The organism is Curvivirga sp. (genome assembly GCF_965219885.1).
GTDB lineage: Bacteria > Pseudomonadota > Alphaproteobacteria > UBA8366 > Aestuariispiraceae > Curvivirga.
Genome location: NZ_CBDCOT010000009.1, coordinates 1,433,427 through 1,459,935 on the forward strand (window position 1 = coordinate 1,433,427; position 26,509 = coordinate 1,459,935).

Consider the following 26,509-nt stretch of genomic DNA (forward strand, 5'->3'; position numbering starts at 1 on the left):
TGAAAGCTCTAAGGCCATTTGGCTTCGGGGGGTAAGGACATTAATACGGCTTCTGGATTGCCACCTGTCATCAGTCCAAAACGTGTACCGCGGTCATAGACCAAATTAAATTCAGCATATCGACCACGTTTTACCAACTGCCATTCACGTTGTTCTTCGGTCCAGCTGTTGTTGAAATGGCGGCGGACTAGCTTTGGATATATGTCGAGAAAGGTTTTGCCCACATCTTGGGTAAAGCTGAAATCTTCTGACCAATCACCTGTATTCAAACTGTCATAGAAGATACCGCCAACACCGCGTGGCTCATCCCAATGTTTGATCATGAAATATTCGTCGCACCATTTTTTGAATTTTGGATAATATTCTTCGTTATATTTATCACATGTTGTTTTGAAGGCTTGATGAAAGTCTTGCGTATCTTCATCAACTTCATACATCGGGTTTAGGTCGGCACCCCCACCAAACCAGCTTTGTGAGGTACAAATAAAACGGGTATTCATATGAACAGCAGGTACAAGGGGGGAGTGATGGTGTGCGACCAGCGAAATACCAGACGCCCAGAACTGACCATCCGATTCTTCCGCGCCATTGATTTCTTTTCTGAATTGTTCGGAAAAAACACCATGAACTTTAGAGATATTAACCCCGACTTTTTCGAAGACACGGCCGCGCATGATAGACATTTCACCGCCACCGCCATGACTGGCTTCGGAATCGGGGCGCTCCCAGGTTTTACGTTCAAAACGACCAACCTCTTTATCAGCGTTTGTCCCAATTAAGTCATCTTCGATAGCTTCAAAAGCAGCACAAATTTGATCTCGCAAACTTTTAAACCATTGGGATGCTTGGTCTTGTTTTTCTTGAAGTTCTTGTGGAAAGGCTGCGTCAGTCATGAAGGTGTCCTGAATATTTAGAGTGAAGGTGCACTAACTAAAATCATTCTAAGAAAAGTGCAATGTCTTTGGCAATGGCAGATAAGCTTCTATATCTGCGGAAATGTTTGAGTTTGGCGCAAAGCCTCACCACATACCATTGCTGCAGATAAGGCAACATTAATGGATCGCATACCTTCTTGCATAGGGATGAGTAGCCGTCCGTCAGCTCGTTGGTGGACTTCTTCCGGTACACCTGATGACGCACGTCCAACAAGTAGGGTATCATTTTCTTGATACTGAAAGTCTGTATACCCTACAGCTCCTTTGGTGGTGAGAAGCAGCAAACGTCCAGGTAATTGGTCAACAAAGTAATCCCAGTTACGATGTTTAGTGAAATCCACATCATCTAAATAGTCCATGCCAGCACGACGCATCTTTTTTTCCGCCCAAACAAAACCGCATGGCTCAATAATATCGATCCCCATCCCCATGCAGGCGGCAAAGCGCATCATTGTGCCAACATTTTGTGGAATGTCAGGTTGATACATAGCGAGGCGTAATTTTGTGTTGGACAAGGTTTAAATCCTTACAGCTAATTTTGTTTTTATAGTGGGTCTAATGTAAAGCCCTCTGATAGTCGTTGCTTTTAGCCTCTTTCAAAGATTTTTAAAAGAAAATCAAAGATTATTATCACATTTTCGCGATCTTTTCCTTTCCAATAAGGGGCTAATCTTGTATAGGAAAACCGATAGATTCATGCCTTCCTTAAACCGGAAGGGTTGAGGAAAACGCTTGAAGCCAGCTTTTCTGCTGGTTTGTGGCGTTTTTGGCATGAGGTAGTTTATCCAGTTGTTTTGGGGAAATTTCGTGTTCGAAATTCAAAACCGGATAAATGACGGAACCGGTTCTCATATATGAGAGCTATGAAGCGGATCTGGAAACAGATCTAAACCGGCCTGGTAACAGGCCAAATTGTGATCGGAATGAGGGGACGAAAATGGCGGATACAAGCCAGAACGCGGCTCAACCGGAGGATACCTCCCGTCGCGACTTCCTGAATATCGCTGCTACAGCTACAACAGCTGTGGGTGGCGCATGCTTTGCGTGGCCGTTGATCGATTCTATGAACCCGTCTGCGGACGTGTTGGCGTTGGCTTCTACGGAAGTAAACATTGATGGAATCGAAGAAGGTCAGGCTATTACATTGAAATGGCGTGGTAAGCCGGTGTTTATTAGACATCGCACAGCGGCTGAAATCGAAGAAGCAGAAGCAGTTGATGTTGCTACTTTGATTGATCCACAAACCGACGCTGAACGTGTTCAGAAGCCTAAATGGCTTGTGATGATTGGCGTATGTACCCATTTGGGTTGTGTGCCATTGGGCCAAAAAGACGGCGAACCAAAAGGTGATTTTGGTGGCTGGTTCTGCCCATGTCATGGTTCTCACTACGATACATCTGGTCGTATTCGTAAAGGTCCTGCACCGATTAACTTGGTGGTTCCTGAATACTCTTTCACCAGTGATTCTGTTATTAAAGTCGGCTAAGGAGGGTTTTAAAGATGAGTGGCGCACCTGCACCAGAATTCAAAAACCCAGTTGTACGTTGGGTTGACGTACGCCTGCCGGTTTTTACATATTTACATAATGAATATACAGGCTTTCCTGTACCAAAGAACCTGAACTATTTCTGGTCTTTCGGTGGGATGGCTATGATTGCCCTGATCGGAATGATTGTTTCCGGTATTATCTTGGCAATGCAATATACACCACATGTTGATTACGCGTTTGAATCTGTTGAACGTATCATGCGCGATGTGAATTATGGCTGGTTGATCCGCTATATTCACATGAATGGCGCATCCATGTTCTTCATCGTGGTCTACATTCATATTTTCCGTGGTATTTATTACGGATCATACAAACAACCTCGTGAGATCATCTGGATCCTTGGTGTTATCATCTTCTTGTTGATGATGGGTACAGCCTTTATGGGTTACGTACTGCCTTGGGGTCAAATGTCTTTCTGGGGTGCGACAGTAATTACCAACTTGTTCTCTGCGATCCCTGTTGTCGGTGATTTCGTTGTAACATTGCTTTGGGGTGGTTTCTCCGTTGATAACCCGACATTGAACCGTTTCTTTGCACTACATTACTTGTTGCCATTCGTTATTCTTGGTCTTGTTATCTTGCACATCATTGCGATGCATATTGCAGGCTCTAACAACCCGGATGGTATCGATCCAAAAGGTCCACAAGATACAGTTATGTTCCACCCATATATGACAGCGAAAGATTTAACAGCGATCGTTGTATTTGTATTAGCATGGGCATTCTTCGTATTCTATGCGCCAAACTATATGGGTCATCCGGATAACTATATCCCGGCAAATCCATTATCTACACCAGCGCATATCGTGCCTGAATGGTATTTCCTACCTTTCTATGCAATTTTGCGTGCTTTCACCGAAGACAGCTTCTTGTATATCCCAATCTCTTGGTTGATGGATGCGAAGTTGGCAGGTGTATTGGCAATGTTTGCGTCTATCGCATTGTTGGCAGTATTACCTTGGTTGGATACATCCAAAGTTCGTTCTTGTCGTTACCGTCCCGTTTATAAATGGTTGGTAATTGTGTTCACAATCGACGTTTTATTCTTGGGTTACCTTGGTGGTAAACCAGCTGAAGGTTGGTATGTGACAGCATCTTACTGGGCGACCTTCTGGTATTTCCTACATCTGTTGGTTCTAACACCAGTTGTTGGTTGGTTTGAGCGTCCGAAGCCATTGCCGGCTTCTATCTCTAAACCTGTCCTCGACGCAGCTGAATAAGGGAGCGAATATTATGCGTAAATTTATTGTTTCGCTCGCAGCAGTAGCCGCTATGGCGTTTGGTGCTGCTTCTTCCGCAAATGCTGCGGGTGGTGTTCACGCACCGCAAGAAAAATGGTCTTGGACCGGTTTCTTTGGTTCTTTCGATAAGGCCTCTGCACAACGTGGTTTCCAAGTGTATCAAGAAGTTTGTTCTGCTTGTCACGGCTTGGACTTGGTTGCATATCGTAACCTTGATGCGTTGGGTTATAACGAAGCTGAAATCAAAGCAATTGCTGCTGAAGCAACTATGATCGCGGGCCCAAATGACGAAGGTGAAATGTTTGAACGCCCTGGTGTTCCTGCAGATCGTTTCGCAAACCCGTTTGAGAATGAAAACGCAGCACGTGCTGCAAATGATGGTGCATATCCACCTGACTTCTCATTGCTCGTAAAAGCGCGTGCAACAGGTCATGGCAATATTCCATATAACTTCACACAATGGATGGCTGGTCGTGGTACCGCGTCTGGTGCGGATTATGTATATGCCTTGTTGACAGGTTATGATGATACACAAGCAGTTGCAGAAGGTAAGTATTGGAATGCATACTTCCCTGGTCATGCAATTTCTATGGCACCTCCACTTTCTGAAGATGCAGTAGAATATGCAGATGGCACACCTGCGACCGTAGAACAAATGTCTCGTGACATTTCCACATTCCTTGCTTGGGCGTCTGAACCTGAATTGGAACAGCGCAAAAGCATGGGCTTGATGGTTATCTTGTTCTTGGTTGTATTGCTTGGCTTGTCGATCGCTGCGAAGCGTCGTCGCTGGGCAAACGTTAAGAAGTAATCCTTCTTTACGTAACCGAATTCCGATTAAAGCGGCCTCTCAGAAATGAGAGGCCGTTTTTTTATCTTTTATCTAAATCATCGCCAGATGTGATGATTTTGTAAGGATAGGCAAAGGCGGTTTCATCTTGGCTGATCCGTGCTGTTATCCCACGGCGATATTCCACATCTGAAATTAATCGAAGGATAAAATCTTCTTCGCTTTCTTTGATTTTCAATTGCTGATGTAATCGGCTTAATAAAGAGGCGGTTGTTTCCTTGTCCCATCTCCTGTTTTCGGCATGGATATCAGAAATGGAAATTGCATCCGATTGATTTCCTGAAGGACAATAATGTCCGCGTTCGCCGATATAAGCATAGATTTGATTGAGCGAGGATTGATCTGCACGATCAATGCGCATGTTATTTAATTCTGCAAAACTATAATTCGCCGCATAAAGCTCGCTTTTATGCATAATGTCGAGCTGTGTTTCATCCAGCCATGTAATGGCAACGGAGACAATTACATCCGGACAATGTTGCAACATCGCCGGAATAGCTCCGTATGATGTAATATGGGCCGCAAAGACCACATCAAAATCATGTAGCTTCACCTGTTCGACAGGTATCAACTGATCAGTTAGATGACCAAATTTTCGCTTAAGTTGGGAGGGCGCCTTATTAGACCCGAACGCGAGGACAGGTGTTCGATCTTGGACCAAGGATAGATTAAAATCTTTAATATCCCCATCATGATACAGATATGAAAAGCGCGGGCTATCATATGGATAGGCCCGCGCACGATGTAATTTATCTTCGATGCTCATAAGAAGCGTGAAAAAGAAAGCTTACATTTTTTCGATGCGATAACGCACGTAGCAGTTATCAATATCTGCCATGGAAAGGGCTTTCCATTTGTTACGTGCTTCATCACGAGACGCATAAGGGCCGAATTTGTTTTCCGCACCATCTTTGATGGTTTTGAAATCTGTATCGGTATATTCCCCGCCAATTACGAAATATTCACTATGAGATGCTTTTTCGATGTTGAATTTTGCATAAGCTTCATCAATGGTTTCCATTGCTTTTGCACGCCAAACCGCAACGGCCTCATCATAATTGTCGAATGGTCCAAGACGGGCCAATTTATGCCCCTCTGCCATATCGGTGAATGTTGTGTCTTTATATAGCCCGCCGACCACAAAATATTGTTCAGACATGTACTCTCTTCCTAAAGCTTGAAAGCCTAGAGTTAGTATACTTGTTGAGTATTCTAGTTACTTTTCATTTATTATTTTCCTGTCTTAGCGCATCTAGGTGAAAAAGTAAATTCGCCCTAAGGCTGAAAAAAGTGCAGTTGCCGCGAAATCTATACTGTTGTGATATATTAAGCCTTTTCCAAATTCGGCGTTTCCTCTAGAAACAATCAAATTGAAAATTCACAGGTGCGGAGTAAGCGGTCATGACAAGATGGCAAGCGAATTTATGTTTGCTGTTAGCAGCAGCAATTTGGGGATCAACCTTTGCTGTTCAACATGTGGCAATGGATAGTATTGGCCCAATGGCCTTTACGGCAATCCGTTTCTATCTGGGGGCTGTGGTTGTGGCACCCTTTGCCTGGCGTGAATGGAATTCGATCAAAAATGAAGCCGCACGTGGGGAACGTGAACTGCTTTCCGGAAAAGACTGGTTCGGCTTTTCCCTGACAGGGGCTTGTCTATTTGCCGGGGCTTATATCCAACAATATGGCATCATCTATACCACCGTGACCAATGCGGGTTTCCTGACTGCCTTTTATGTGTTGCTGGTACCAGTTTTAGGTGTGTTGTTATTTCGTCGTAAAGTGCATTGGTCCGTATGGCCTGCGGGTTTTGCCTGCATCGGGGGCACCGCGATTTTAAGTGGCGCCTATGGGGCTTATATATCGGGTACTGCGTTTGAGTTGAATATCGGTGATTTCTGGGTCTTGGTGTCGGCCTTTTTCTGGGCCATGCATGTATTATTGGTTGGGGTTTATGGGCAACGTGTCGGCAAACCGGCTCTCTTTGCCTTTGTCCAATTCCTGACTGTTGGTTTCATTGGTTTGATCTTCACCGTAGCCACCGAAGAAGTCACCATGGCGCAACTAACAGATTCCGCATGGATGTTGGCCTATGCCGGATTTATTTCTGTGGGCATTGGTTTTACCTGTCAGGTCTTGGGACAAAAATATACAGGGCCTGCGGATGCGGCGATCATCATTTCCATGGAAACCGTCTTTGCCGCGATGACAGGTATGGCCTTCTTGGGTGAACGTCTTTCCCCGATCGATTTTGTCGGTTGTGCGTTGATCTTATCAGCTGTCTTCCTCGTAGAATTAACACCAATGCTAACACGCGGTTGGCGTAAGCGTTGGATGAAACCTGTCGATTAATCCCGTCGATGATTATTGTAGGCGCAGGTATCCGTTGCAGATACTTGCACCTACGCATTTTCCATGTCATAGCTTCCTGACATATTTCATAAGAGTTAAAGAAGATCATGCCGTATAAAAGCCTTCGTGATTTCATGGATAAACTGGAAGAAACAGGCCGTTTGGTCCGTGTATCCGAACCTGTTTCTACCCATTTGGAAATGACCGAAATTCAAACCCGTCTCTTGGCGGAAGAAGGACCAGCCGTCCTGTTTGAAAATCCGGTGAATGAAAAAGGCGAAAAGGCGGAAATACCCGTTCTGGTAAACCTGTTTGGCACCGTGGAACGTGTGGCATGGGGCATGGATCGTGAGCCGGACCAATTGCGCGAAGTGGGCGAAACTTTGGCCTTCTTCCGCCAGCCGGAACCACCTGCCAATATTAAAGAAGCAATTGAGATGTTTCCGATGATCAAATCCGTTTTGGCGATGAAGCCAAAAACGGTGAAATCAGCGCCTTGTCAGGAAGTGGTTCTGACAGGGGATGATATTGATCTGGACCGTATTCCGATCCAAGGCTGCTGGCCGGATGAGCCTGCACCCTTGATCACTTGGCCGTTGGTGGTGACACAGGGACCAAATCCGAAAAGTGATAAGACAGATGTGTTTAATCTGGGTATCTATCGGATGCAGAAATTATCCAAAAATAAAACCATCATGCGGTGGTTAAAACATCGTGGTGGGGCACAACATCATCAACGTTGGAAGAATGAGAAATCCGAACCCTTGCCTGTAGCGGTGGTTCTAGGCGCAGATCCGGGCACGATTTTAGCCGCGGTGACACCTGTGCCGGATACTTTATCCGAATATCAATTTGCAGGCCTTCTACGGGGTAAGAAGGTAGAGCTGGTTGATTGTAAAACCGTGCCATTAAAGGTGCCTGCGGAAGCAGAGATCATCCTTGAAGGGCATGTGTCTTTGGATGATTATGAAGATGAAGGGCCATACGGCGATCACACAGGCTATTATAACTCTGTGGAGAAATTTCCGACCTTCACCATTACTGCGATCACCATGCGCAAAAAGCCGATTTACCTTTCCACCTTCACAGGCCGTCCACCGGATGAGCCATCTGTGTTGGGCGAAGCATTAAACGAAGTCTTCATCCCGCTTCTGCAACAACAATTCCCTGAAATTACTGATTTCTGGCTACCGCCGGAAGGTTGTAGCTATCGTATCGCCGTGATTTCCATGAAGAAAGCCTATCCGGGCCATGCCAAACGGGTGATGTTGGGCGCATGGAGCTATCTACGCCAGTTTATGTATACCAAATGGATCATTGTGGTGGATGACGATATCAACGCACGGGATTGGAAAGATGTGATGTGGGCGGTCTCGACCAAGATGGACCCGGCACGCGACATCACCGTGATTGAAAATACCCCGATCGACTATCTTGATTTCGCAAGTCCTGAACCATCCCTTGGTTCCAAAATCGGTCTGGATGCCACGGATAAACAATATCCGGAAACCAAACGCGAATGGGGCGAAGAAATCTATATGGAAAAAGAGGTCATCGACAAAATCGATAACCTCTGGGAAAAACTCAACCTACCGGGTAGTGGTCAAAAGATTTGGAAGAAGTGATCTCACATCTCCTCAGTATTTTCTAGCATTTGGTGGAGGATTTTATTGAGGGTTTTGATGTCGAGATAACTGGCGCCAGCAAGCAAGGCGTCTTGCATTTCTAGGGCCGTGTCGAGCATATCGGCATGGAGGTCTTTGCCCTTTTTGGTCAGGGTCCATGTTTTGCGGCGCGGGTCGTTTTTCGGGGCTTTGAAATCTACTAGGCCATCTTTATGCATACGGGTGAGGGCGCGACTAACAGCGGCCTTGTCGATGCCTAACATTTCGGTCGCGCGAGCCACGGGGATATCCGGTTCTTGGGTCAACATCACCAACATGCGCCAATCCATGGCACCGATGCCGAAATCCTTTTGAAGGCGTTGGGAAACCTTGCGGGTATATTTGGTGGCTGCCATCACCATGAGGGAGGCAGGCGATTTGGCAAAATCCATGGTTGGATCGCCAGAACCATCATTGATATAAAAGGAACTATCCATCTTTCTACCCCTTTAACACCGCCTTGAAGTTCAGGGAAAATAAGGTTTCTTTAAAGATGAAAACATGGATTTTATTCCAAGACAACAATTAATGTTGCGTTGCAGCATTTTTATAAAATTGTTGCGAGGTCAACAAGTGGGACGGCTTATTCCGCGGCATGTTTTTCAACAGGTGGGAAAGTTGGCTCAAAGGCGCCAAGGCGTTTTGCTTCATCCATGATGGCCTGTAAATCCTGATCCAACACGGCAAGCAGTTGGTTAAAATCTTCGATGCAATAATAGATAGGTTGAAAGATATCAATCCGGTAGGGGGTGCGGAAAATGGATAATAGATCAAAGTCCCGTCTTTCCGGTTCCCGGCTTTCCACCGCATATACAGTTTCACCGGGGGAAGAAGCGATACCTGCCCCATAGACACGGGGACCTTCATGTGTCTTGATCAGGCCAAATTCTACGGTGAACCAGAAAAGCTTCTGCATCCGCCAAACATAGCTTTTGTCAAAAGACAGCGCGGTCTTGCCGAATTTCTCCAAGAAATCCGCATAAACCGGATGGGTTAGAAGTGGGCAATGCCCGAAAATCTCATGAAAGATGTCCGGCTCTTCCAGATAATCGAAATCTTCGCGACGACGGATAAAGGTGGCGATGGGGAATTTCCGATTGGCAAGAAGCGTGAAAAAAGTTGTCGGGGTGATCAGGGCTGGTACAGCCTCAACCCCAAACCCACTGCATTCTGCCAAACGGGCATTCACATCACGTAATTGGGGTACTTTATCCTGTGTCAGGCCAAGCTTGTCCAACCCGTCGAGAAATTCATGAGAAACGCGGTTTGGCAATAAATCCACCTGACGTTTATATAAATCATGCCAGACGGCATCTTCTTCTGCGCTATAAGCGATCAGGCCGGATGCATCCGTTTGTTTTGATTCATATGTGCCATTTGATTTTGCCATCTCTGCCTATCCGTTTCTTAGTTTTAACTGCTGATCAGATCCATATATTTTGCAAGCTTTTGATCCAGTTCGCTCAAGCCGCCCGTATCATGGGTTGTTAGGCGCACTTCCACCCGGTTATAGACATTGAACCATTCTGGATGGTGATTGATTTTTTCCGCGCGGATCGCCACGCGGGTCATAAAACCAAACGCTTCGCTAAAATTCTTAAATTTGAAAGTCTTGTTGATGGCATTGCCATCGTCTTCCAAAATCCATCCGCTCTCTTTGAGGGCGTCATTATAGATATCTGACATTTTTTATTCCTTTTGTTAGGCTTCATTATACGCCTGTTTGACGAAAATATTTCCCTAATTTTCTGGATAGGCAGGGATATATGAATTATTATAGTCACAAATATTCATATTATGGGAAATTATTTCGTTATGGATGATGCAAAACTTTTGCGGGAAATACAGCGGGATGCGGATATCTCGTTACAGGATTTGGCAGATCGCGTGGGCATGTCCCAATCCACGGTCTGGCGCAAGATGCAGGATTATGAGAAATCAGGCTTGATCAAAGGTAAGGTGGCCTTGCTGGATGCGGATCAACTGGGGTTGAAAATCTGCGTGGTGGCGAATGTATCATTGACCAGTCATAGCGAAGAGGCAGTGGATGCCTTTACCAACCTTGTCAAAGACCATCCGGAAATTGTCGAATGTTATTCCTTATCCGGCGCCTATGACTATATGGTCAAAGTCTATGTGGAAGACATCGCCACCTATGAAAGCTTTATGAGCCGTTATCTTTTACGCAATGAATATATCGCCTCTGTCACATCCGGCTTTGTACTGAAAGAATTAAAAAACACCACCGAATTACCGATCAGAGAATAAAGAAATAGGCCGCCCAATCATAAATTAGCTTGAACCCTGTCAGGCAAAGGAAGCTATAACAAAGCAGATAAAATAGATCGTCTGATACTTTGTGATGTAGCTTGATGCCTAAATACATACCCAATGGGGCTAGAGGTAGAAGGACGAGGCTGGTGGTTAAGACGCTGCCATCAAATTGTCCGATCATGCCATAAGGGATCAGTTTCACCAGATTGATCGCGGTAAAGAAGAATACCGTCGTAGCTTGATAGAGGGTCTTATCCAGTTTTTGTGGTAACATATAGGCATTCACAGGCGGACCACCTGCATGGGCCACGAAACTTGTGAAACCTGCCACGCCACCCCAGAAATAGCCGTAAAGCCGCCCGGGGATTTTTTGGTCTTTCTCTTGATGCTTTGGGAGTAGATGCCCAAACCGTTTCTTGAAGAATTTGAGAGAGAATATCACAGCTATCAGGCCGATGATTAATCTGATCCAGGCTTCATGAAAATATTCAAAAGTAAAGGTGCCGATTGTGATACCAATAATGGCCGCCGGCACGGTAATGGCCAGATGTTTCCAGCTCCATTTACGCCAAAAGGCATAGAGCCCCACCACATCCATACAACATAGGATCGGCAGCATCAGGGCAGCCGCCACATTAATTGGTACAGCGAAAGCAATAATGGGGACGGCGACAACCCCAAGGCCGCCACCAAAGCCGCCCTTACTAATACCAGCTATAAAGATTGCTGGAATGGCGCAGAGATAGAAAAACAGATCGGTTGGTATTTGGTCCATCTAACGCTGCGCCTTTTGGTTCCTAAAGCGCGTTTGTTCCCCACACGCCGTCGATTAATCTTTGAATGCCAAGCGGATTTGTATTTTTCAAGGCTTCCGGTAACAAATCATCCGGCATGTTCTGATAACATACAGGACGCACAAAACGCTCAATGGCTTTAGAACCAACGGAAGTTGAACGGGAATCCGTGCTGGCAGGATAAGGGCCACCATGAACCATCGCATGGCAAACTTCAACACCTGTCGGGAAACCGTTTACTAAAACGCGACCAGAATTACGTTCCAGATGTGGTATCAGATTACGGGCAGCTTGCGTATCATCCTCATTCATCTGGATGGTCGTGGTAAGTTGTCCGATCAGATTGGCAGAGAGTTCTTCCATCTGCTCCAGATTATCACATTCGACGATAAATGCGGCTGGGCCGAAGATTTCTTCGGAAAGGTCTGGATTTGCTTTCCAACCTGCATAATCAATTTCAAAAATCGCAGGGGTGGCGCAGAAAGGATTATCTGTATCTTGTGTTGGTAATAGGCAAGTAAGACGACTATCTCCGGCTAATGCTTTGGTGGTGTTTGCATAAGCAGCTGCAATGCGATCCGTAAGCATGGCTTGTGGGGTAATTTCTTTTAGGATCGAAAGTGCTTTGGTCTTGAAGCTGTCTAACTCTGCCCCTTTCAAGCCGATAATGATACCGGGGTTGGTGCAGAATTGCCCAACACCCATGGTAAGGGAACCAGCCCAGCCTTCGGCAATGGCGTCTGCTTTTTCAGACATGATGGATGGCATCAAGAAGACAGGATTGTTGCTGCCTAATTCACCATAAAACGGAATTGGATCAGGTCGGGAAACCGCGATATCAAACAAAGCACGTCCCCCGGCTAAAGACCCTGTAAAACCAACAGCCTTAATCGCCGGATGTTTCACAATGGCTTGACCAACCGATTGATCACCCCCTTGGATCATACTGAAAACCCCTGCAGGTAAGTCGCATTTTTTGATGGCTGCATCAATGGCTTGGGCAACTAATTCTGTCGTGCCGGGATGGGCCGGATGGGCCTTTACTATAACCGGGCAACCCGCAGCAAGAGCAGAGGCTGTATCACCGCCTGCTGTGGAAAAAGCGAGTGGGAAATTACTTGCTCCGAAAACAGCTACAGGGCCCAGGGCTTTATTTGAAACCCGAATATCTGGACGCGGTAGAGGTGCACGATCAGGCAAAGCAGTATCAATGCGGGCACCAAGCCAGCTGCCTTCTTCTATCCAGTCGGCAAAGAAACGTAATTGGCCCACGGTCCGGCCGCGTTCACCTTCAAGACGGGCAGCAGGTAAAGCGGTTTCTGCTTGTCCAATTTCTGTGATGGCATCCCCACGCGCATCGATTTCTTCGGCAATCGTCCGGATAAAATCTGCACGTGCTTTGATAGGTAAGGTTGCGAAAGCTTCTGCGCAATCGGCTGCGGCTTTTGCTGCTTGGTCAACTAGATCCACATTTCCGTGAAAGAAGGATGTTTCGTTTTTTGTGTTTGTTGCAGGGTTGTGAGATGTAAACCCATTTTCAGTTGCGATCCATGCCCCGTTAACTAAATGTTTGCCCGTTAAAGTGTTCATAACGAAACGTCCTTTTGTGATATTATTGTGATATATTTAAGATATATCAGATGAATTGGAGTTTGACTATAGGTAACTGAACATGAGGGTGTTTTTGCTGAAGTCACAAAAATGCCTCCTTTTCATTCCATATCTAAAAATAGAAAAGAAGATTGAGATATAAGAATTTCGGTCGTAAAGTTTCTTAAAGTAAAATTAGATAGGCAAGATTATGAAAAAGCATCTTTCTTTTATTTCGGCTGTAACTTTGGCTTTGGGTATTTCAGCTAGTGGTATATCGGCTGCACAAGATGGTAGTATCTCTATCACAGGGGATGTCACTCAAGACGTGACCACAATGCAGACAGAAGATGGGTCTAAAAGTGCTGCATCCATTACAGGTGATGCCAATCTGATCGGTTTCTATTTTACACAAAAGAACTCAAATATGCGTAGTGGCCCGGGCACATCGCACGCTGTTATGACGACTGTTCCAAAAGGTCAGGAAATTTATGTGGATGGCCTTGAAGGGGAATGGTATCGCGTAAACTTCACCGAAGGCCAAATCGGATATATTTTCTCTACCTTGCTAGATAAAAATCCACCGAAATAAGGTTCGGATTAATAGGTTTGATCTGATGTGGTATCGACTTCTCAGTGTGAGTTTCTTTATAACACTGATCGCTTGTACACGCAGTGAAACCATTTCCTTATCACATGATGAAACTGTGGAAGTTAACTGTCTGCCAATTTATGGAAATTGGTGTGGCGAAGGATATCCCGCCTATCTTGATACCGGGTTTCACCCTGAACCAGTTGATGTGTGGGATCAAGCCTGCATGTCCCATGATATCTGTTATGATCAGACGAATGAAGATGGGCGTGCAGAATGCGATCTGGCTTTTACAAACGAAATCGATCGACTTTATCAGGATGGATATCCGGTCCCTGCGGCTATGAACGCAGCCTACATGTTATTCAATAAAGATTTAGTTTATCGCCAAATCTGGATCAGCCTACGCGATGTGGAAAAGACGTATAAATATTCCTGCCGTGGTGGAGATGGGCAGCCCGCGCTCTTCTGTGATGTGGGTATGGGACGAGATAATTGTGAGGTTGATCTGGACGCTTATGTTGAGACAGGTAAGTGTTCATGTGATTATGCCCCTACGATCTGGGATGACACAGTCAGAAAGTGGGGCACACGTATTTATTCAGCTATAGAATGACTAAGCTTCCAGACCAAAGGGATCGGTTATACTATGGGAGGGGTCAGTAAACCATTTTGGCCCCTCATCGGTCATATAAAAATGATCTTCCAGTCGTACACCAAATTCCCCGTAGATGCAGATCATAGGCTCGTTTGAAAAGCACATGCCACTGGCTAATGGTGTCTTATTCCCACGAACTAAATATGTATCTTCATGGACATCCATTCCAATTCCGTGGCCAGTACGATGGGGAAGTCCTGGTACTTGGTAATCAGGGCCCAACCCTGCTGCAGTAATAACATCGCGCGCGGCTTTATCTACATCCCCGCAAGCTGTGCCAATTTGTGCTGCATCAAAAGCGGCTTTCTGCGCTTTCTTTTCCAGATTCCAGATTTCTATTTGCTTTTCGGTTGGGTTGCCGAAGCAATAGGTGCGGGTTATATCCGATTGATATCCATGGATGCTGCAGCCAGTATCAATCAATACCATATCACCTTCTTTCAAGTTTTGTGGATAGCTTACCCCATGTGGATAGGCGGTGGGTTCCCCAAATAAAACAATGCAGAAGGTGGATCCATTATCTGCACCCATTGCCCGATGCATATCATCGATAAATTTTTTCACTTCTGTGGTGGTGATGCCTTTATGTAGGATTCGCGCAGCTGCTTTATGGACTTCCAGCGTTAAGTTTTTAGCTTGCTGTAGAAGGGTGATTTCCGATTTAGATTTAATGACACGGCAAGCGGATGTTACGACATTTCCGTTAATGAAAGAGAAGTCGCTCGCGACCTTTTGCAGACCGTCGACCACAAAGAATTGAGCCTTTTCATCAATTGCGACTGTTCCTGACTTAATATTTCGATCTCTAAGGGATTGTATCAGGATTTCATAAGGGCTTTCATGTTCTTCCCATCCGACTAAATCACCTATGAGTTTCATCTTTTCTTTGACGGTTTCAGCTTCAAACTGAGGGCAGATATAATATAGATCACCATTAGCTGGGATGATCGCACCTAATAGACGTTCGCTTTGATGAGATTTGATACCTGTGAAATAAGTAAGACTTGTAGTTGAGTCTAGATAAAGCGCATCAATGTTTTGTGTGCGCATGATGTCTTTTGCCTTTTTTATGCGGGCTTTATATTCATCTAAACTAATCGCTAATGCATCCTCACGCATGTTTTGCGCAGATGCCAATTCGGCTTCAATTGTTGATCCGCCTATACCAATCCCACTCATCTTTTGATCCCTAATCTGATATATCAATGATGATGACAAATATATCAGCTATAGGGCCAAGTCAATTTTGGGAGCAGTAGCAATAGGAATAATTGATTTATAAATTTTTAAATACTGTATCGAAGTCACGGAATGTATATTCAGACCGTGTTGCACGACGGTTTGGCCATTTTGGGGCAGATTTAAAAGATTTATTCTTCAAAATATGCTTCTTTAATAACCTATTGGCAGCACTTAAATTATCTTCACGGATAAAGTTAAGAATAACAGGATGGTCTGCTAATGTTTTGTTTTTACGGGTTTGTGTCAGCATAAAACGTGTCATCATTGCATTCATGATTGGAATGATATTGTCATAGCTGTCTAGTAAATATTGATTGCCGGCTGCCTGAACAATGGATCTATGGAAACGCGTATCATTCGTCTGACAGACTTCCCAATCCTCTAACTCAAATCCTTTTTGTAACTGCGTCCAGCAATCATCCAGTTCCTCTATCAACTTTGTTGAATCGCCACGCATGGCAATTTTGAGGGCATTTGTTTCGAGGATAACGCGAGTTTCCAATAATTGGCGTATTTGTTCTTTGTCGGGGACAGTTACGTAACAACCAGATTGAGGAACAATATCAACCAGACCTTTTCTTTGTAATTCTAGTAAAGCAGTCCGAACTGGTGCCTTACTGATATTTAGGGCCGTTGCAAGTGCATTTTCGGAAAGAGGTTCTCCGAAATCCAGCTTGGCCGAAATAATTGCATGTTCAATTTTTTCGTAAGCAAACTGAGATAAATTTGCAGGACGATCATTGTTATTTAGGGTCATGATTTTATTGTTTCATACTGGTACCAAATTCATTCGTTATCTTATGGAATGATTTCGAATTCTTCAAATAAAAACTGGAAATACTTAAATTACCACACTGTTTTTGTGGTAATTTAAAATATCTTATATGTTATTACAGGTATGAACTAGAAAATTGGTTCTAGTTTTATTGTCTATATGAAAATAAAATCTCTTACTTGGTAAGTTGGTGTGGTTTATTTAAAGCCTCTAATTCAAGTAATAGAGAAGAATGATCCAAGGTTTCATGCCCCTTACGAATCAATTTTTCATAGAGACATTTAGTGGTTTGAGTAACTGGAAGATTAATACCATCAATCGCCTCTAATGCGGTGCGTAAATCTTTTAGTTGTGTTTTACACATAGCACCTGGTTCAAAATTGCGCTCCAACATACGCATGCCATGTTCCTGCAAGATACGACTATCTGCAAAACCTCCAGATAATGCTTCTCGGACTGCCGCGGGATTTGCGCCACCAGCAGCAGCAAGAAGCAGGCCTTCTGATATCGCGGCAATGGTATTGCCAACAATCACTTGATTTGCGCATTTAGATAACTGGCCAGTCCCGCTTGGGCCGATATAGGTTGCTCGTCCCATGGCTTTGAAAATAGGTAAGGCTCTTTGGAAAATAGCTTCTTCACCACCGCACATAATTGTGAGGGTCGCTTCTGTGGCGCCTTTCGTGCCTCCAGACACAGGGGCATCCAGATGGTGAATGTTTTTCTCTGCAAGACGCTTTGAGTGATCTTGTGCCATGGCTGGTGGAATAGATCCCATATCAATGATAATTGCATTGTTTTGGATTGCATTAACATTGCCTTGTGTGAATAAAATATCTTCAACCACAGGCCCATTTTCTAGCATGGTGATGATCATATCAGCATTTTTGACGGCATCTGACACGGTTTCACAGACCGTTGCGCCATCTTGCTGTAATGGGGTTGCTTTTGTTTTTGTTCGATTCCAGACAGAAAGATTGAAGCCTGCTTTAAGCAAATTCTGAGACATGGGAAATCCCATAAGACCTGTGCCAAGTAATGCGATTTTTAATGACATAAAACCCTCCAAAATTTTTCATAGGGTAGTCAGCAATATCTTTGGTGCAAGTGGAAACTTGCCTAATGAGTATCAGGCTTTGAAGGGTGATATCTTGAAAAGTAACATGCCAGCCATCATTGAACTTACAAAGATTAAAATACTGACATTTCCTGTTCCTAGTGATGTAAGGGCAGGGCCAGGGCAAATACCTATGGTTCCCCATCCAACGCCAAACAAAGCGGAACCCAAAATTAATTTCATATCGATGTGTTGTTTTGACGGTATTTTAAAATCAGTTTCAAATAACGGATGTTTCAGCTTTTTTACAAAGAACCAAGATATAGACATGGGTAGCATCGCACCGCCCATCACGAACAAAAGGGTTGGATCCCATTCTCCGGCGATATCTAAAAAACCTAGAACCCTTTTTGGATTTACCATATCGGAAATTGTTAATCCGATACCGAATAGGCTGCCTGCAATCAGTCCTGTGATAAGCTGCATCATAATCCTCCTATATGATGTTGGGTGATATAGACAGTCAGTATAGCGAAAAACATGAAAGTACATGTCGCTATGATTGATCGAATAGATAAGCGAGATATCCCACAAACGCCGTGACCACTAGTGCAGCCGCTGCCAAGGCGCGTGCCAAAGCCGACCAATAAACCTCCAAAGAGAAGTGCGATCCAGTTATCTGATACGGTGATCGCAGGTTCCCAGAAAAATCTCATAAAGAGAGCTGGGACAAATATTAGGCTAATGAGAAATGAAACGGAGGACAGGTTTTTAGAATTCGATAATAGGTTGCCGAGTATCCCACTGATGCCCGCAATGCGACCATTGAAGAAAAGATAAAAAGCGCTCGCACAACCAATGAGGAGACCACCGATTAGTCCGTGTAACCATTCAGTTGGGAAATTATCCATAATGTTTCCTGACAATTAGTGTTTAGAAGGTCTTAAAGTAAATCCACGGGGATTTTAATGTAACTATGGCCATTTTGTTCTGGGGGTGGCATATGGCCTGCCCGCATATTGATTTGAACCGAAGGAATGATCAGTTTTGGCAGATCTATTTGTGCGTCACGAGAATCTCGTATTTGTTGGAATTCTGCTGCGGTTTTGGTGGCAATATGAATGTTAGTCTCTCGCTGTTCTTTTACTGAACTTTCCCAGCGATATTCATCTCGTTCAGCTGTTTTATAATCATGCCCTGTGAAAATACGTATATGATCGGGAAGAGATAGAATTTTATGAATGGACTTAAATAAGGTTGTGGCGCATCCTCCGGGAAAATCACAACGGGCTGTCCCAAAATCGGGCATGAAAATTGTGTCCCCTACGAAGGCGCAATTACCAAATACAATTGTGATGCAAGCTGGTGTGTGACCAGGCGTATGAAGAATTTTTCCGGGAATTGAACCTAAAGATAACACACTTTCTTCGTCTAGAAGGCGATCAAATTGACGCCCGTCTTTAGGGAATTCTTCTTCAACACAAAATATATCTGAAAACGCATTCTGGATGACGGATATTTCTTTGCCGATAGTCGTTATTCCACCAAGTTGCTCTTTCAGATATGGGGCTGCTGAAATATGATCCGCATGGATATGTGTTTCCATAATCCATTCAGTTTTTAAATCGTTTTCTTTGATATAATTTATGATTAAATCAGCAGGCGATTTGTCAGTGTGACCAGAAATAGGGTCAAATCCAAGAACAGAATCTATAATCGCGCATTCTTTTGTATCTGGGTTGTGGGCAATATAGGTAATCGTGAATGTAGGCTCGTCAAAAAATGCCTTCACAATTGGGTTGGGGGTCATTTACTTCATTCCTAGTGGTTTTGATTATGTCTAAACCTATAGAGGATGAAGTAAAAATATGTGACTAAGTCACTTTAATTATGTTGAGATTGTTTTGTTAAGCTTGAAATATCAAGAATATCAATAGCGCCACGGGCTAGTTTGATCCAGCCTCTACGTTGGAATTCTTGCAATTGGCGACTGATAACTTCACGTACACTACCTAATTCGACAGCCAAATCCTGGTGCGTGATATTTCGGATCTTATTATCTTTGGCGAGTTCTAATAACTTTTGAGCAAGCCTGATATCGATCTTGGTAAAAGTTACTTCTTGAATGAGATGAAATAGCTCAGTTATACGCCGTGAATAGGCTGTAAAAACGAAGTGTCGAAAATCTTTGGAATGCGATAGAAGGTCTTCAAAAACAGCACGTGGTAGGGCGGCAACTTTAATATCAGTTTCTGCAAAACCTTCTGCCAAATAATCTTCATATGCGAGCAGGCAGGCTGTTGTCAAAACACAGCTCTCGCCCGCATTTACACGATATAAAACTATTTCACGTCCACTGGGGGAAACTTGTTGGACACGAATTGTACCATCGATCAGAAACAATAGTTGATCTGGTGGTGTGCCTGGGCCGAATATTATCTGGCCTTGATGAATTGTTTTGATGATCGCTTCTTTCTCTAGGCGATCTTTGAGATCCGAATTCAAGCGAGACAGGCCATAAAATTTATCAACCCACATTTCAGTGTGTCTTTCTGCAATTTATCAAGTTTATATGTGTTTGATGCGGTTAAGTTTAACATCTAAATTTTGTTTAATATATTGACAGTTCCGTAACCTGTCATTAGCCATTTTAGAAGGAACTTGAATTAGAAAAGTTAGGGGGTTGCGATGCCATCGGCGAAAGAAATTAAGATTTATGCGAAAGAAAATAATCTTTCTAATGCAGAGGCTCGTAAAATTCTATTGTCGGAAGAAGCAAGTGTCATAGCCAAACCGGTTATTGAGGAAAAGGCTGAAGTAACAGAACAGCAATTACGTGAACTCGCACGCAGAGAGGGCACGATTGGGCTGGGGCTTGTTGTTGAAAAACGCGGTAGCGGTAAGCCCTCTAAGGGATTGCCAAAACTTAATAAGAAATCTCCAATTTTCCGAGTTGATGTTACCTTGGCAGAAATAGAGCAACTTGCGCAAGCTGCTCAAATGGCAATGCCGGGCGTGATGGTGGATGATTTCGCCTATATTTTAGGTGATGGATTAAAAGAAGGCGCACATCTTGAAAATGGAGAGCAATTTGCAGCCGCACTTTGTGGATATTTTGTGCATACAGAGGGATACCATCTAATCAAGGAAAATAGCGGAAATCCGGATTTTCAAGGGGCTATTATTCGCGTGATTTCTTACAAGGATGGTTATGTTATTCGGCCTGCTGATTATATTCGCAGCTATGAGCAAGTTGATAAAAGTTTTACTGAGATGAAAATTCAATAAGCATAATTTACTTTGCTTTTAGACTTGTCGGAATTTCTTGAAAGTTTGGTAAATGTTTTTCAAACCATATCTTTAACGGCTCCATCAATGGATTTTCCAGATGCTTGGCAAGTAATGCGCATACGCGTGGAAGATGTTGGAGGTAAACACCTTTCCCATCACGTTTATACAAGCGACTAAAGATACCGATAACTTTAGCATGACGTTGTGCTGCTAGGAAATTATACCAGTTCATAAATTGATCACGATTACTGCCAAAGGCTTTTTCAAAATACATATCAAGCATCTGGTTTTGTAGCTCTATAGGGATATCACGACGTGCATCCTCTAAGAGAGACATTAAATCATAAGCTGGATGTCCTAAGAGTGCATCTTGAAAGTCAAGTAAGCCGACCTGTGCATATGTGCTTCGGTCTCCAAGCAGCATTAGATTATCTACATGGAAGTCCCGCAAAACAATTGTGTTTTTTGCAGGTGGTAAATTGTTATACATCTCTGCCCATGCATCATGATATGTATCAATCTCGTTTTCTAGGGCCTTATGACCACGATGTTCGGGTAAATACCAATCTATAAGCAGGTCAGCTTCTTGTTGTAAAACGTCTTGAGAATAAGAGGGTATGGAGAGGAAACCGGCTTCAGGGGAATTGTGGAGAGCAACAAGTAAGTTTGTCGCAGCACGATACAGTTTTGTCTCGCTTGTTCCGTTATTTAATAGATTTGTGAAAGTGCCATCTCCGAAATCTTCCAGTAAAAGAAAGCCATCATCTTCATCCTGCTCAAGAACTTTGGGTGCTGAAAAACCTAAATTATTTAAATGATCGGAGATCGTAATGAATGGAACTGTGTCTTCATGTTCCGGTGGCGCATCCATTAGCATCACAGAGTGATTATCTTGTTCTAACCGAATATAACGCCGGAAGGATGCATCTGCTGCTAGCGGAACACGTTTGGCATTTCCCCATCCTGTGCGGGCGATAAAAACATCCATTGCTTTCTGGCGAATGGTAGGATCAAGAATGTCAGTCATTTGTTGATAGGCCTGTTAGAAAGGTCTGTGAAGACTTGTGAAAGAGAGACGAATATATTTATAGTCTGATTCTATACTCGGTGGGAAGGTGTATCCCCGTATCCAAAGGAAACTTTACTTGTTCTTCTATTTGTCCAAGATCTTTTATTTTCTATTAAATCCTATCAATGTATTTTTGATATTGATGCTGATTTCTGTGATTTTTTTATGGATGAATTGGTTAAAGCCTGCACGCTGGCTTATGACGGTAACAGTGACTATAGCCTTAGTTATTACTGTGTTCCCGCTTGGGACTTGGGGGCGAATTCATTTAGAGCAACGATTCCCGCCTCCGGCTATCTTACCTGCTGATGTGGATGGTATTCTTGTTTTGGGCGGTGCAGTGAACCCGGCATTAAGTGCGGAATACCAACAACTTATTTTGCAAAGCAATGTCGAACGACTCTTTGCTTTTGCCGAGTTGATGGAGCATTATCCCCAAGCAAAGGCTGTTTATAGCGGTGGTTCCGGAAGTTTGTTTGCGCAGGAGTATAAGGAGGCTGCTTTAGCTCAAGAGGTTTTGGAAAAGTTAAATATTCCTATGGGCAGAGTTTTAATAGAAGACCAATCAAGAAATACATTTGAAAATATCAAATTATCGAAGGAAATAGTCAAACCTGAACCTGATGAAACATGGATACTGGTAACATCCGCAGCTCATATGCCGCGAGCAGTCGGAATTGCAAGGCATTTGGATTGGAAGTTTATTCCTTTTCCAGTTGATTATAATTTCGGTAAGGAAATGGCGATTTCTCTGCAATTTCAATTTCATCAAGGGGCTGCAGATTTATACTCGGCTCTCTATGAGTTTGTAGGATTGCTTATGTATAAACTCACAGATAAGACAGGTGAGTTTTATCCAGCACCCGTAAAAGAAAATGACGATAAAGGAACAGGTTCATGACAATTGCTTTACTGACATCAAATGAAGACCCTGAAGAGTGGAAGCTGGAAGTTGAGAAGCAATTAGGCGCGGAGATACAGGTTTGGCCTGAAATAGAAAATCCCGAAACTATTGAATATGTTCTTGCTTCTGCCCCACCTAAGGGAGCAATCGCCAGCTTGCCAAATGTCAAAGCTGTGCAATCATTATGGGCAGGTATTGAGCATATTACATCTGATCCGGATTTCCCTAAACATCTGCCGATTATTCGTATGGTGGATATTGGTTTGACGGAAGGAATGCAAGATTACGTCTTAGGACATGTAATGCTGCATCACTTAAACACAACGAGATATATTAAGGCGCAGAGAAAGAAGAATTGGGATCCAATTGATCCGCCACTTGCACGTCAGCGTAAAGTTGCCATGCTTGGCCTCGGGAAATTGGGAGAAGCTTGCGCGCAGACGCTTCGTCAGGCAGGTTTTCAGATCTTGGGATGGAGTCGCAGTCAAAAAGAAATTGACGGTATTCAATGTTATTCCGGAGATACAGGCCTAAAAACGGTGCTTTCTGAAGCGAGTATTCTAGTTAATTTATTACCAAATACATCTGCGACAATTAAGCTTTTAGATGCTGAGAAATTATCCTGGATGCCAAAAGGGGCCTCGATAGTGAATCCGGGTCGTGGTACAATATTTGATGATGATGCCTTGGTAAATGCCCTTAAGTCAGATGCTTTATCCGCTGTTACGTTGGATGTGTTTTGGGAAGAGCCTCTTCCAAAGGATCATCCATTTTGGGAGATGGATAATGTGTTGATTACACCCCATATCGCTAGCGTGACACGTGTTGATACCGGGGCTGAAACTGCAATTGCCAATCTTAAGCATTTACAAGCAGGAAAAGATCTTGGCCAATTAGATGGCGTTGTTAACCCGGAGTTGGGCTACTAAATCATGCAAAGAAGATAAAGGATAGTTTAAGGCTATCCTTTTTGGTTTAGATCTCATATCCCAGACACACCAGAAGGCTCGCAGAATATATCTGCAAGCTCCGTAAATTAAATCGAAGCGAATTTCTAAGCGTATGTATCTACAACACGACCACGACCGCCTGTTGCGGCAGGGCTAGGTGTGTTGGTTACATCTGCAATCATTTCTACGATTTGTTCTTCTGCTTCTACTGCTTTCTTGATCGCAGAGATTGAGGTCGCATGCCCCATTGAAGCTTTGGTCGCCTGGACCGCGGTGGATATTTCCATATCAATTTCGACCTTTCTAGTCGCCTTTCCTAGTTAATGATACAGGCTGTTTCTGCCTATAATTTAAGGTCAGCTTTCTGCTGATAGAAATAACTATAGCATAAAAACAAAGAAAGTGAAGCGAGAAATATTATTTCATTCAACGTATGCGCCATTCCGCGATACGCTCCACAATTGCAGCATATAGTTTTTGAACGCCAGGGCTTGTTTGATAGGCACGTAACGATCCATGTAATAAACCCGTCCCGATATAAAGATGAGATTCAACACCAGCATCCTTCAACATCTCATGGTAAAGAACAGCATCATCCCGCAAGGGGTCATGTTCAACTGGCAAAAGCATTGTAGGAGGGAGGTTTGTTTTGTTTTCTGCATAAGCTGGGCGTGCAGACGATGGTGCGTTATTACGGCCACCATATACAATTTCACTATATTGTTCGATATCTGATTTTGTTAAGAGGGGAGCCTCAGCTTCGGTTTTGTATGAGTCGGTGGTCATATCGAACCCCAGACTGGGATAGATCAGAATTTGACCAGAAGGCATAATTTCACTGTTTTGATCGGCTAAATATTGTGACAGGCAAGCGGACATATGGCCGCCAGCGCTATCACCACATAAAATTATTTTATTAGTTTTAAAGCCATAAGTGTTTGCGTTCTCTAAACACCATTTCCATGCAAGACGTGCCGCTTCTTCGATTTCCTCATAGCTAGCGGCAGGTGCCAGCGGATAATCCACCGAGAGCAACTGTATTTGCGTTTCATTACATAGCCATGCAGTAAAACCGTCATGGCTATCAGGGTTGCCTACAACATATCCACCGCCATGGAAAAACAGAATCAAATGCTCAGAAATGCTACCTTCTTTTGTGTAAAGACGCGCAGGTATCGATTGCTCATCAACGACTAGATCAAAATCTTTAGCTAATACACCATTGGGACGAGGAGGCGTGAAAGCTTTGACATAATTTTCATAAATTGATTTTTGTTCTTCTGGGCCACGTAAAGCTGTATCTTCTGGGTAAAGGCGATTTGTTTCTTCCACGAAATCCAGCATTTCTTTTTCAATTGTCATGAAGATTTTTCCTGTTCATCTAATCAATTAAAGATTGATAGGTAAGTGCACGTAATTCTTTGCGTAATGGATAATGGCTGCTTGGTAAGAGTTGGGTCAAAAACATGACGATCATATCTTCTTTGGGGTCAACCCAGAATACCGTGGATGCTGCACCGCCCCAGCCATAATCACCGATATTGCCACTCAGTCCTGCTAGGTTGGGATTTAACATGGACCAAACACCTAGACCAAAGCCCACCCCTTTAAAGGACACCTCGCTAAAGACAGGTTGACCCATTGAGGCAAGGTCGCCAGGTAAGTGGTTAGCAGTTATTTGATCAACTGTTCTAGGACCAAGAATTCGTTCATTTTTGAATTGGCCTTTTTGACGCATCATATCTGCAAATTTTAAATAATCTGATGCTGTGGAGAGTAAACCGCCGCCGCCTGACAGGCATTTTACATTTCCTTCTAGATATTCAGTGTTTATCGCATTCTCATATAATTGCAGGCCATTTTCGGAGGTCGGAACATATAGAGAAGCAAGCCGATCTTGTTTTGAGGGCGAAATATCAAAGGCTGTATCTGTCATTCCGAGAGGCTGAAATATATTTTCTTCGAAATATCTATCCAATGTTTTACCCGATATCACTTCCACCAATATTCCTAGAATATCTGTATTAATACCATAATTCCATTTTGTGCCGGGTTCGAATTGCAAGGGGAGGTTAGCTACACGTTTTAGGACTTCTCGGTTGGTTCCATGAGTTGGGTCGAAATCTGTTTTTCTCTCAATATAAGCGTCAGAGAGTAAGTCGTTGTTAAATCCATATGTGAAGCCAGCTGTATGTAAGAAAAGGTCGTGGATCGTAACTTTATTTTTTGCCGGTACGCAATCATTCAAAGATATTGCATCTGGAAGCAGAACATTCATGTTTTTGAGTTCCGGTAAATACTCTTCAACCGGATCATCTAAATGAAACAACCCTTGTTCATACAACTGCATCATTGCAACAGATGTGATTGGTTTGGTCATGGAATAGAAGCGCAGTATGGTTTCAAAATCCCAATCCTGATTAGTATCAATATCTTTTTTGCCTATTGAATTTGTATAAGCAAGCTGTCCTTTTCGGGCGATAACGGTGGTTGCACCTGCCAATTTACCTGAATCAATATAGCGATGCATCCAATCAGTGATTCTCTGAAGACGCTTTGGACAAAAACCTAACTTTTGAGGGTCGTTAACTACTTGCATTGAATTACTCTTTACTTCCAATCGCTTTGATATCCAAATTATTATTCAATTTGTAAATTTTGCAAATGAAGAAAAGAAGGGGGGTGCATAAAAAAAGAGAGCTGCCCGAAATAGACAGCTCAG

General features: G+C 43.6%; 31 protein-coding genes. 11 read left to right on the forward strand and 20 right to left on the reverse strand.

The features are described 5' to 3' along the window. Nucleotides 1-8: 8 nt before the first annotated feature. Together hemF and ACOQOA_RS12255 are read right to left on the reverse strand one after the other, a co-directional pair. The gene (hemF, locus tag ACOQOA_RS12250) at nucleotides 9-893 is read right to left on the reverse strand and encodes an oxygen-dependent coproporphyrinogen oxidase (protein ID WP_420548909.1); all 885 of its coding nucleotides are present in this window, start codon (nucleotides 891-893) and stop codon (nucleotides 9-11) included. Nucleotides 894-982: 89 nt separating this feature from the next. Continuing rightward, nucleotides 983-1,450, reverse strand: a complete 468-nt coding sequence (locus tag ACOQOA_RS12255) for a tRNA (cytidine(34)-2'-O)-methyltransferase (RefSeq protein ID WP_420548910.1) — start codon at nucleotides 1,448-1,450, stop codon at nucleotides 983-985. Between the two features lie 422 nt (nucleotides 1,451-1,872). Between ACOQOA_RS12255 and petA the strand changes: the two genes are divergently transcribed. The 3 genes from petA to ACOQOA_RS12270 are packed head-to-tail and all read left to right on the forward strand — an operon-like array spanning nucleotide 1,873 to nucleotide 4,536. Next, nucleotides 1,873-2,421 (forward strand): ubiquinol-cytochrome c reductase iron-sulfur subunit, encoded by a 549-nt coding sequence (petA, locus tag ACOQOA_RS12260; protein ID WP_155154011.1) that lies wholly within the window; start codon nucleotides 1,873-1,875, stop codon nucleotides 2,419-2,421. A gap of 14 nt (nucleotides 2,422-2,435) precedes the next feature. Beyond that, nucleotides 2,436-3,704: a cytochrome b gene (locus ACOQOA_RS12265; RefSeq protein WP_420548911.1), complete on the forward strand. Its 1,269-nt coding sequence runs from the start codon at nucleotides 2,436-2,438 to the stop codon at nucleotides 3,702-3,704. A gap of 13 nt (nucleotides 3,705-3,717) precedes the next feature. Next, nucleotides 3,718-4,536, forward strand: coding sequence for a cytochrome c1 (locus tag ACOQOA_RS12270; protein ID WP_420548912.1), 819 nt, complete (start codon nucleotides 3,718-3,720; stop codon nucleotides 4,534-4,536). Between the two features lie 61 nt (nucleotides 4,537-4,597). Here the strand turns inward: ACOQOA_RS12270 and ACOQOA_RS12275 are convergent, their stop codons facing one another. Both ACOQOA_RS12275 and ACOQOA_RS12280 read right to left on the reverse strand, forming a co-directional pair. Continuing rightward, nucleotides 4,598-5,341, reverse strand: a complete 744-nt coding sequence (locus tag ACOQOA_RS12275) for a hypothetical protein (RefSeq protein ID WP_420548913.1) — start codon at nucleotides 5,339-5,341, stop codon at nucleotides 4,598-4,600. Between the two features lie 21 nt (nucleotides 5,342-5,362). Beyond that, a complete protein-coding gene (locus ACOQOA_RS12280) occupies nucleotides 5,363-5,734 on the reverse strand; it encodes a DUF4170 domain-containing protein (protein ID WP_420548914.1) in 372 nt (123 codons plus the stop codon). 242 nt (nucleotides 5,735-5,976) lie between these two features. Here ACOQOA_RS12280 and ACOQOA_RS12285 point away from each other — a divergent pair, with 242 nt between their 5' ends. Beyond that, nucleotides 5,977-6,927: a DMT family transporter gene (locus ACOQOA_RS12285; protein ID WP_420548915.1), complete on the forward strand. Its 951-nt coding sequence runs from the start codon at nucleotides 5,977-5,979 to the stop codon at nucleotides 6,925-6,927. Nucleotides 6,928-7,034: 107 nt separating this feature from the next. Continuing rightward, nucleotides 7,035-8,552 (forward strand): UbiD family decarboxylase, encoded by a 1,518-nt coding sequence (locus ACOQOA_RS12290; protein ID WP_420548916.1) that lies wholly within the window; start codon nucleotides 7,035-7,037, stop codon nucleotides 8,550-8,552. Nucleotides 8,553-8,554: 2 nt separating this feature from the next. On the opposite strand, the gene ACOQOA_RS12295 is transcribed toward ACOQOA_RS12290, so the two are convergent. From ACOQOA_RS12295 to ACOQOA_RS12305, 3 genes are all read right to left on the reverse strand, one after another. Further along, nucleotides 8,555-9,028, reverse strand: coding sequence for a MarR family winged helix-turn-helix transcriptional regulator (locus ACOQOA_RS12295; protein ID WP_420548917.1), 474 nt, complete (start codon nucleotides 9,026-9,028; stop codon nucleotides 8,555-8,557). 146 nt (nucleotides 9,029-9,174) lie between these two features. Next, nucleotides 9,175-9,981, reverse strand: coding sequence for a phenylalanine 4-monooxygenase (gene phhA / locus ACOQOA_RS12300; RefSeq protein ID WP_420548918.1), 807 nt, complete (start codon nucleotides 9,979-9,981; stop codon nucleotides 9,175-9,177). Between the two features lie 23 nt (nucleotides 9,982-10,004). Then, nucleotides 10,005-10,277 carry a 4a-hydroxytetrahydrobiopterin dehydratase gene (locus tag ACOQOA_RS12305; protein ID WP_155152971.1) on the reverse strand — a complete coding sequence of 91 codons (273 nt, stop codon included), beginning with the start codon at nucleotides 10,275-10,277 and terminating at the stop codon, nucleotides 10,005-10,007. Nucleotides 10,278-10,406: 129 nt separating this feature from the next. On the opposite strand from ACOQOA_RS12305, the gene ACOQOA_RS12310 reads away from it, so the two are divergent. Continuing rightward, nucleotides 10,407-10,859, forward strand: a complete 453-nt coding sequence (locus ACOQOA_RS12310; RefSeq protein ID WP_420548919.1) for an Lrp/AsnC family transcriptional regulator — start codon at nucleotides 10,407-10,409, stop codon at nucleotides 10,857-10,859. Here ACOQOA_RS12310 and ACOQOA_RS12315 read toward each other — a convergent pair. Then, the gene (locus ACOQOA_RS12315) at nucleotides 10,849-11,640 is read right to left on the reverse strand and encodes a sulfite exporter TauE/SafE family protein (RefSeq protein ID WP_420548920.1); all 792 of its coding nucleotides are present in this window, start codon (nucleotides 11,638-11,640) and stop codon (nucleotides 10,849-10,851) included. The genes ACOQOA_RS12310 and ACOQOA_RS12315 overlap by 11 nt on opposite strands. Before the next feature lie 22 nt (nucleotides 11,641-11,662). After that, a complete protein-coding gene (locus ACOQOA_RS12320; protein WP_420548921.1) occupies nucleotides 11,663-13,249 on the reverse strand; it encodes an aldehyde dehydrogenase (NADP(+)) in 1,587 nt (528 codons plus the stop codon). Between the two features lie 211 nt (nucleotides 13,250-13,460). Here ACOQOA_RS12320 and ACOQOA_RS12325 point away from each other — a divergent pair, with 211 nt between their 5' ends. Together ACOQOA_RS12325 and ACOQOA_RS12330 are read left to right on the forward strand one after the other, a co-directional pair. After that, complete coding sequence (locus ACOQOA_RS12325; RefSeq protein WP_420548922.1) at nucleotides 13,461-13,841, forward strand: SH3 domain-containing protein; 381 nt, start codon at nucleotides 13,461-13,463, stop codon at nucleotides 13,839-13,841. Nucleotides 13,842-13,866: 25 nt separating this feature from the next. Beyond that, on the forward strand, nucleotides 13,867-14,457 hold the full coding sequence (locus tag ACOQOA_RS12330) for a hypothetical protein (RefSeq protein WP_420548923.1): 591 nt from the start codon (nucleotides 13,867-13,869) through the stop codon (nucleotides 14,455-14,457). Here the strand turns inward: ACOQOA_RS12330 and ACOQOA_RS12335 are convergent, their stop codons facing one another. From ACOQOA_RS12335 to ACOQOA_RS12365, 7 genes are all read right to left on the reverse strand, one after another. Then, nucleotides 14,458-15,678 carry a M24 family metallopeptidase gene (locus tag ACOQOA_RS12335; protein ID WP_420548924.1) on the reverse strand — a complete coding sequence of 407 codons (1,221 nt, stop codon included), beginning with the start codon at nucleotides 15,676-15,678 and terminating at the stop codon, nucleotides 14,458-14,460. Nucleotides 15,679-15,775: 97 nt separating this feature from the next. Continuing rightward, nucleotides 15,776-16,498, reverse strand: coding sequence for a GntR family transcriptional regulator (locus ACOQOA_RS12340; RefSeq protein WP_420548925.1), 723 nt, complete (start codon nucleotides 16,496-16,498; stop codon nucleotides 15,776-15,778). Between the two features lie 193 nt (nucleotides 16,499-16,691). Further along, complete coding sequence (locus tag ACOQOA_RS12345) at nucleotides 16,692-17,585, reverse strand: NAD(P)-dependent oxidoreductase (RefSeq protein WP_420548926.1); 894 nt, start codon at nucleotides 17,583-17,585, stop codon at nucleotides 16,692-16,694. A gap of 60 nt (nucleotides 17,586-17,645) precedes the next feature. Next, on the reverse strand, nucleotides 17,646-18,062 hold the full coding sequence (locus tag ACOQOA_RS12350; RefSeq protein ID WP_420548927.1) for a DUF6691 family protein: 417 nt from the start codon (nucleotides 18,060-18,062) through the stop codon (nucleotides 17,646-17,648). Next, on the reverse strand, nucleotides 18,059-18,289 hold the full coding sequence (locus tag ACOQOA_RS12355) for a YeeE/YedE family protein (protein ID WP_420548928.1): 231 nt from the start codon (nucleotides 18,287-18,289) through the stop codon (nucleotides 18,059-18,061). The genes ACOQOA_RS12350 and ACOQOA_RS12355 overlap by 4 nt, the downstream gene beginning before the upstream one ends. A 227-nt stretch (nucleotides 18,290-18,516) precedes the next feature. Next, a complete protein-coding gene (locus tag ACOQOA_RS12360) occupies nucleotides 18,517-19,383 on the reverse strand; it encodes an MBL fold metallo-hydrolase (RefSeq protein WP_420548929.1) in 867 nt (288 codons plus the stop codon). A 74-nt stretch (nucleotides 19,384-19,457) separates the two neighbouring features. Next, nucleotides 19,458-20,111 (reverse strand): Crp/Fnr family transcriptional regulator, encoded by a 654-nt coding sequence (locus ACOQOA_RS12365; protein WP_420548930.1) that lies wholly within the window; start codon nucleotides 20,109-20,111, stop codon nucleotides 19,458-19,460. Nucleotides 20,112-20,261: 150 nt separating this feature from the next. Here ACOQOA_RS12365 and ACOQOA_RS12370 point away from each other — a divergent pair, with 150 nt between their 5' ends. Then, on the forward strand, nucleotides 20,262-20,861 hold the full coding sequence (locus ACOQOA_RS12370; protein WP_420548931.1) for a hypothetical protein: 600 nt from the start codon (nucleotides 20,262-20,264) through the stop codon (nucleotides 20,859-20,861). A 7-nt stretch (nucleotides 20,862-20,868) separates the two neighbouring features. Here the strand turns inward: ACOQOA_RS12370 and ACOQOA_RS12375 are convergent, their stop codons facing one another. After that, a complete protein-coding gene (locus ACOQOA_RS12375) occupies nucleotides 20,869-21,891 on the reverse strand; it encodes an aminoglycoside phosphotransferase family protein (protein ID WP_420548932.1) in 1,023 nt (340 codons plus the stop codon). A 118-nt stretch (nucleotides 21,892-22,009) separates the two neighbouring features. Here ACOQOA_RS12375 and ACOQOA_RS12380 point away from each other — a divergent pair, with 118 nt between their 5' ends. Together ACOQOA_RS12380 and ACOQOA_RS12385 are read left to right on the forward strand one after the other, a co-directional pair. Next, nucleotides 22,010-22,834 carry a YdcF family protein gene (locus tag ACOQOA_RS12380; RefSeq protein ID WP_420548933.1) on the forward strand — a complete coding sequence of 275 codons (825 nt, stop codon included), beginning with the start codon at nucleotides 22,010-22,012 and terminating at the stop codon, nucleotides 22,832-22,834. After that, nucleotides 22,831-23,766 (forward strand): 2-hydroxyacid dehydrogenase, encoded by a 936-nt coding sequence (locus ACOQOA_RS12385; protein ID WP_420548934.1) that lies wholly within the window; start codon nucleotides 22,831-22,833, stop codon nucleotides 23,764-23,766. The genes ACOQOA_RS12380 and ACOQOA_RS12385 overlap by 4 nt, the downstream gene beginning before the upstream one ends. Before the next feature lie 125 nt (nucleotides 23,767-23,891). On the opposite strand, the gene ACOQOA_RS12390 is transcribed toward ACOQOA_RS12385, so the two are convergent. From ACOQOA_RS12390 to ACOQOA_RS12400, 3 genes are all read right to left on the reverse strand, one after another. Further along, nucleotides 23,892-24,074, reverse strand: a complete 183-nt coding sequence (locus ACOQOA_RS12390) for a hypothetical protein (protein WP_155153567.1) — start codon at nucleotides 24,072-24,074, stop codon at nucleotides 23,892-23,894. 139 nt (nucleotides 24,075-24,213) lie between these two features. Next, nucleotides 24,214-25,149 carry an alpha/beta hydrolase gene (locus ACOQOA_RS12395; protein ID WP_420548935.1) on the reverse strand — a complete coding sequence of 312 codons (936 nt, stop codon included), beginning with the start codon at nucleotides 25,147-25,149 and terminating at the stop codon, nucleotides 24,214-24,216. Nucleotides 25,150-25,168: 19 nt separating this feature from the next. Next, nucleotides 25,169-26,386, reverse strand: a complete 1,218-nt coding sequence (locus ACOQOA_RS12400; protein ID WP_420548936.1) for a serine hydrolase domain-containing protein — start codon at nucleotides 26,384-26,386, stop codon at nucleotides 25,169-25,171. Between the last annotated feature and the right edge of the window lie 123 nt (nucleotides 26,387-26,509).

Coding starts and splice junctions, on each gene's coding strand:
- ACOQOA_RS12265 (WP_420548911.1), top strand. CDS start 2,436: ATGAGTGGCGCACCTGCACCAGAATTCAAAAACCCAGTTGTACGTTGG.
- ACOQOA_RS12325 (WP_420548922.1), top strand. CDS start 13,461: ATGAAAAAGCATCTTTCTTTTATTTCGGCTGTAACTTTGGCTTTGGGT.
- hemF (WP_420548909.1), bottom strand. CDS start 893: ATGACTGACGCAGCCTTTCCACAAGAACTTCAAGAAAAACAAGACCAA.
- ACOQOA_RS12285 (WP_420548915.1), top strand. CDS start 5,977: ATGACAAGATGGCAAGCGAATTTATGTTTGCTGTTAGCAGCAGCAATT.
- phhA (WP_420548918.1), bottom strand. CDS start 9,981: ATGGCAAAATCAAATGGCACATATGAATCAAAACAAACGGATGCATCC.
- ACOQOA_RS12315 (WP_420548920.1), bottom strand. CDS start 11,640: ATGGACCAAATACCAACCGATCTGTTTTTCTATCTCTGCGCCATTCCA.
- ACOQOA_RS12365 (WP_420548930.1), bottom strand. CDS start 20,111: ATGTGGGTTGATAAATTTTATGGCCTGTCTCGCTTGAATTCGGATCTC.
- ACOQOA_RS12375 (WP_420548932.1), bottom strand. CDS start 21,891: ATGACTGACATTCTTGATCCTACCATTCGCCAGAAAGCAATGGATGTT.
- ACOQOA_RS12310 (WP_420548919.1), top strand. CDS start 10,407: ATGGATGATGCAAAACTTTTGCGGGAAATACAGCGGGATGCGGATATC.
- ACOQOA_RS12280 (WP_420548914.1), bottom strand. CDS start 5,734: ATGTCTGAACAATATTTTGTGGTCGGCGGGCTATATAAAGACACAACA.
- ACOQOA_RS12320 (WP_420548921.1), bottom strand. CDS start 13,249: ATGAACACTTTAACGGGCAAACATTTAGTTAACGGGGCATGGATCGCA.
- ACOQOA_RS12355 (WP_420548928.1), bottom strand. CDS start 18,289: ATGAGATTTTTCTGGGAACCTGCGATCACCGTATCAGATAACTGGATC.
- ACOQOA_RS12270 (WP_420548912.1), top strand. CDS start 3,718: ATGCGTAAATTTATTGTTTCGCTCGCAGCAGTAGCCGCTATGGCGTTT.
- ACOQOA_RS12360 (WP_420548929.1), bottom strand. CDS start 19,383: ATGACCCCCAACCCAATTGTGAAGGCATTTTTTGACGAGCCTACATTC.
- ACOQOA_RS12330 (WP_420548923.1), top strand. CDS start 13,867: ATGTGGTATCGACTTCTCAGTGTGAGTTTCTTTATAACACTGATCGCT.
- ACOQOA_RS12385 (WP_420548934.1), top strand. CDS start 22,831: ATGACAATTGCTTTACTGACATCAAATGAAGACCCTGAAGAGTGGAAG.
- ACOQOA_RS12370 (WP_420548931.1), top strand. CDS start 20,262: ATGCCATCGGCGAAAGAAATTAAGATTTATGCGAAAGAAAATAATCTT.
- ACOQOA_RS12305 (WP_155152971.1), bottom strand. CDS start 10,277: ATGTCAGATATCTATAATGACGCCCTCAAAGAGAGCGGATGGATTTTG.
- ACOQOA_RS12400 (WP_420548936.1), bottom strand. CDS start 26,386: ATGCAAGTAGTTAACGACCCTCAAAAGTTAGGTTTTTGTCCAAAGCGT.
- ACOQOA_RS12290 (WP_420548916.1), top strand. CDS start 7,035: ATGCCGTATAAAAGCCTTCGTGATTTCATGGATAAACTGGAAGAAACA.
- ACOQOA_RS12395 (WP_420548935.1), bottom strand. CDS start 25,149: ATGACAATTGAAAAAGAAATGCTGGATTTCGTGGAAGAAACAAATCGC.
- ACOQOA_RS12340 (WP_420548925.1), bottom strand. CDS start 16,498: ATGACCCTAAATAACAATGATCGTCCTGCAAATTTATCTCAGTTTGCT.
- petA (WP_155154011.1), top strand. CDS start 1,873: ATGGCGGATACAAGCCAGAACGCGGCTCAACCGGAGGATACCTCCCGT.
- ACOQOA_RS12390 (WP_155153567.1), bottom strand. CDS start 24,074: ATGGAAATATCCACCGCGGTCCAGGCGACCAAAGCTTCAATGGGGCAT.
- ACOQOA_RS12350 (WP_420548927.1), bottom strand. CDS start 18,062: ATGATGCAGCTTATCACAGGACTGATTGCAGGCAGCCTATTCGGTATC.
- ACOQOA_RS12275 (WP_420548913.1), bottom strand. CDS start 5,341: ATGAGCATCGAAGATAAATTACATCGTGCGCGGGCCTATCCATATGAT.
- ACOQOA_RS12295 (WP_420548917.1), bottom strand. CDS start 9,028: ATGGATAGTTCCTTTTATATCAATGATGGTTCTGGCGATCCAACCATG.
- ACOQOA_RS12335 (WP_420548924.1), bottom strand. CDS start 15,678: ATGAGTGGGATTGGTATAGGCGGATCAACAATTGAAGCCGAATTGGCA.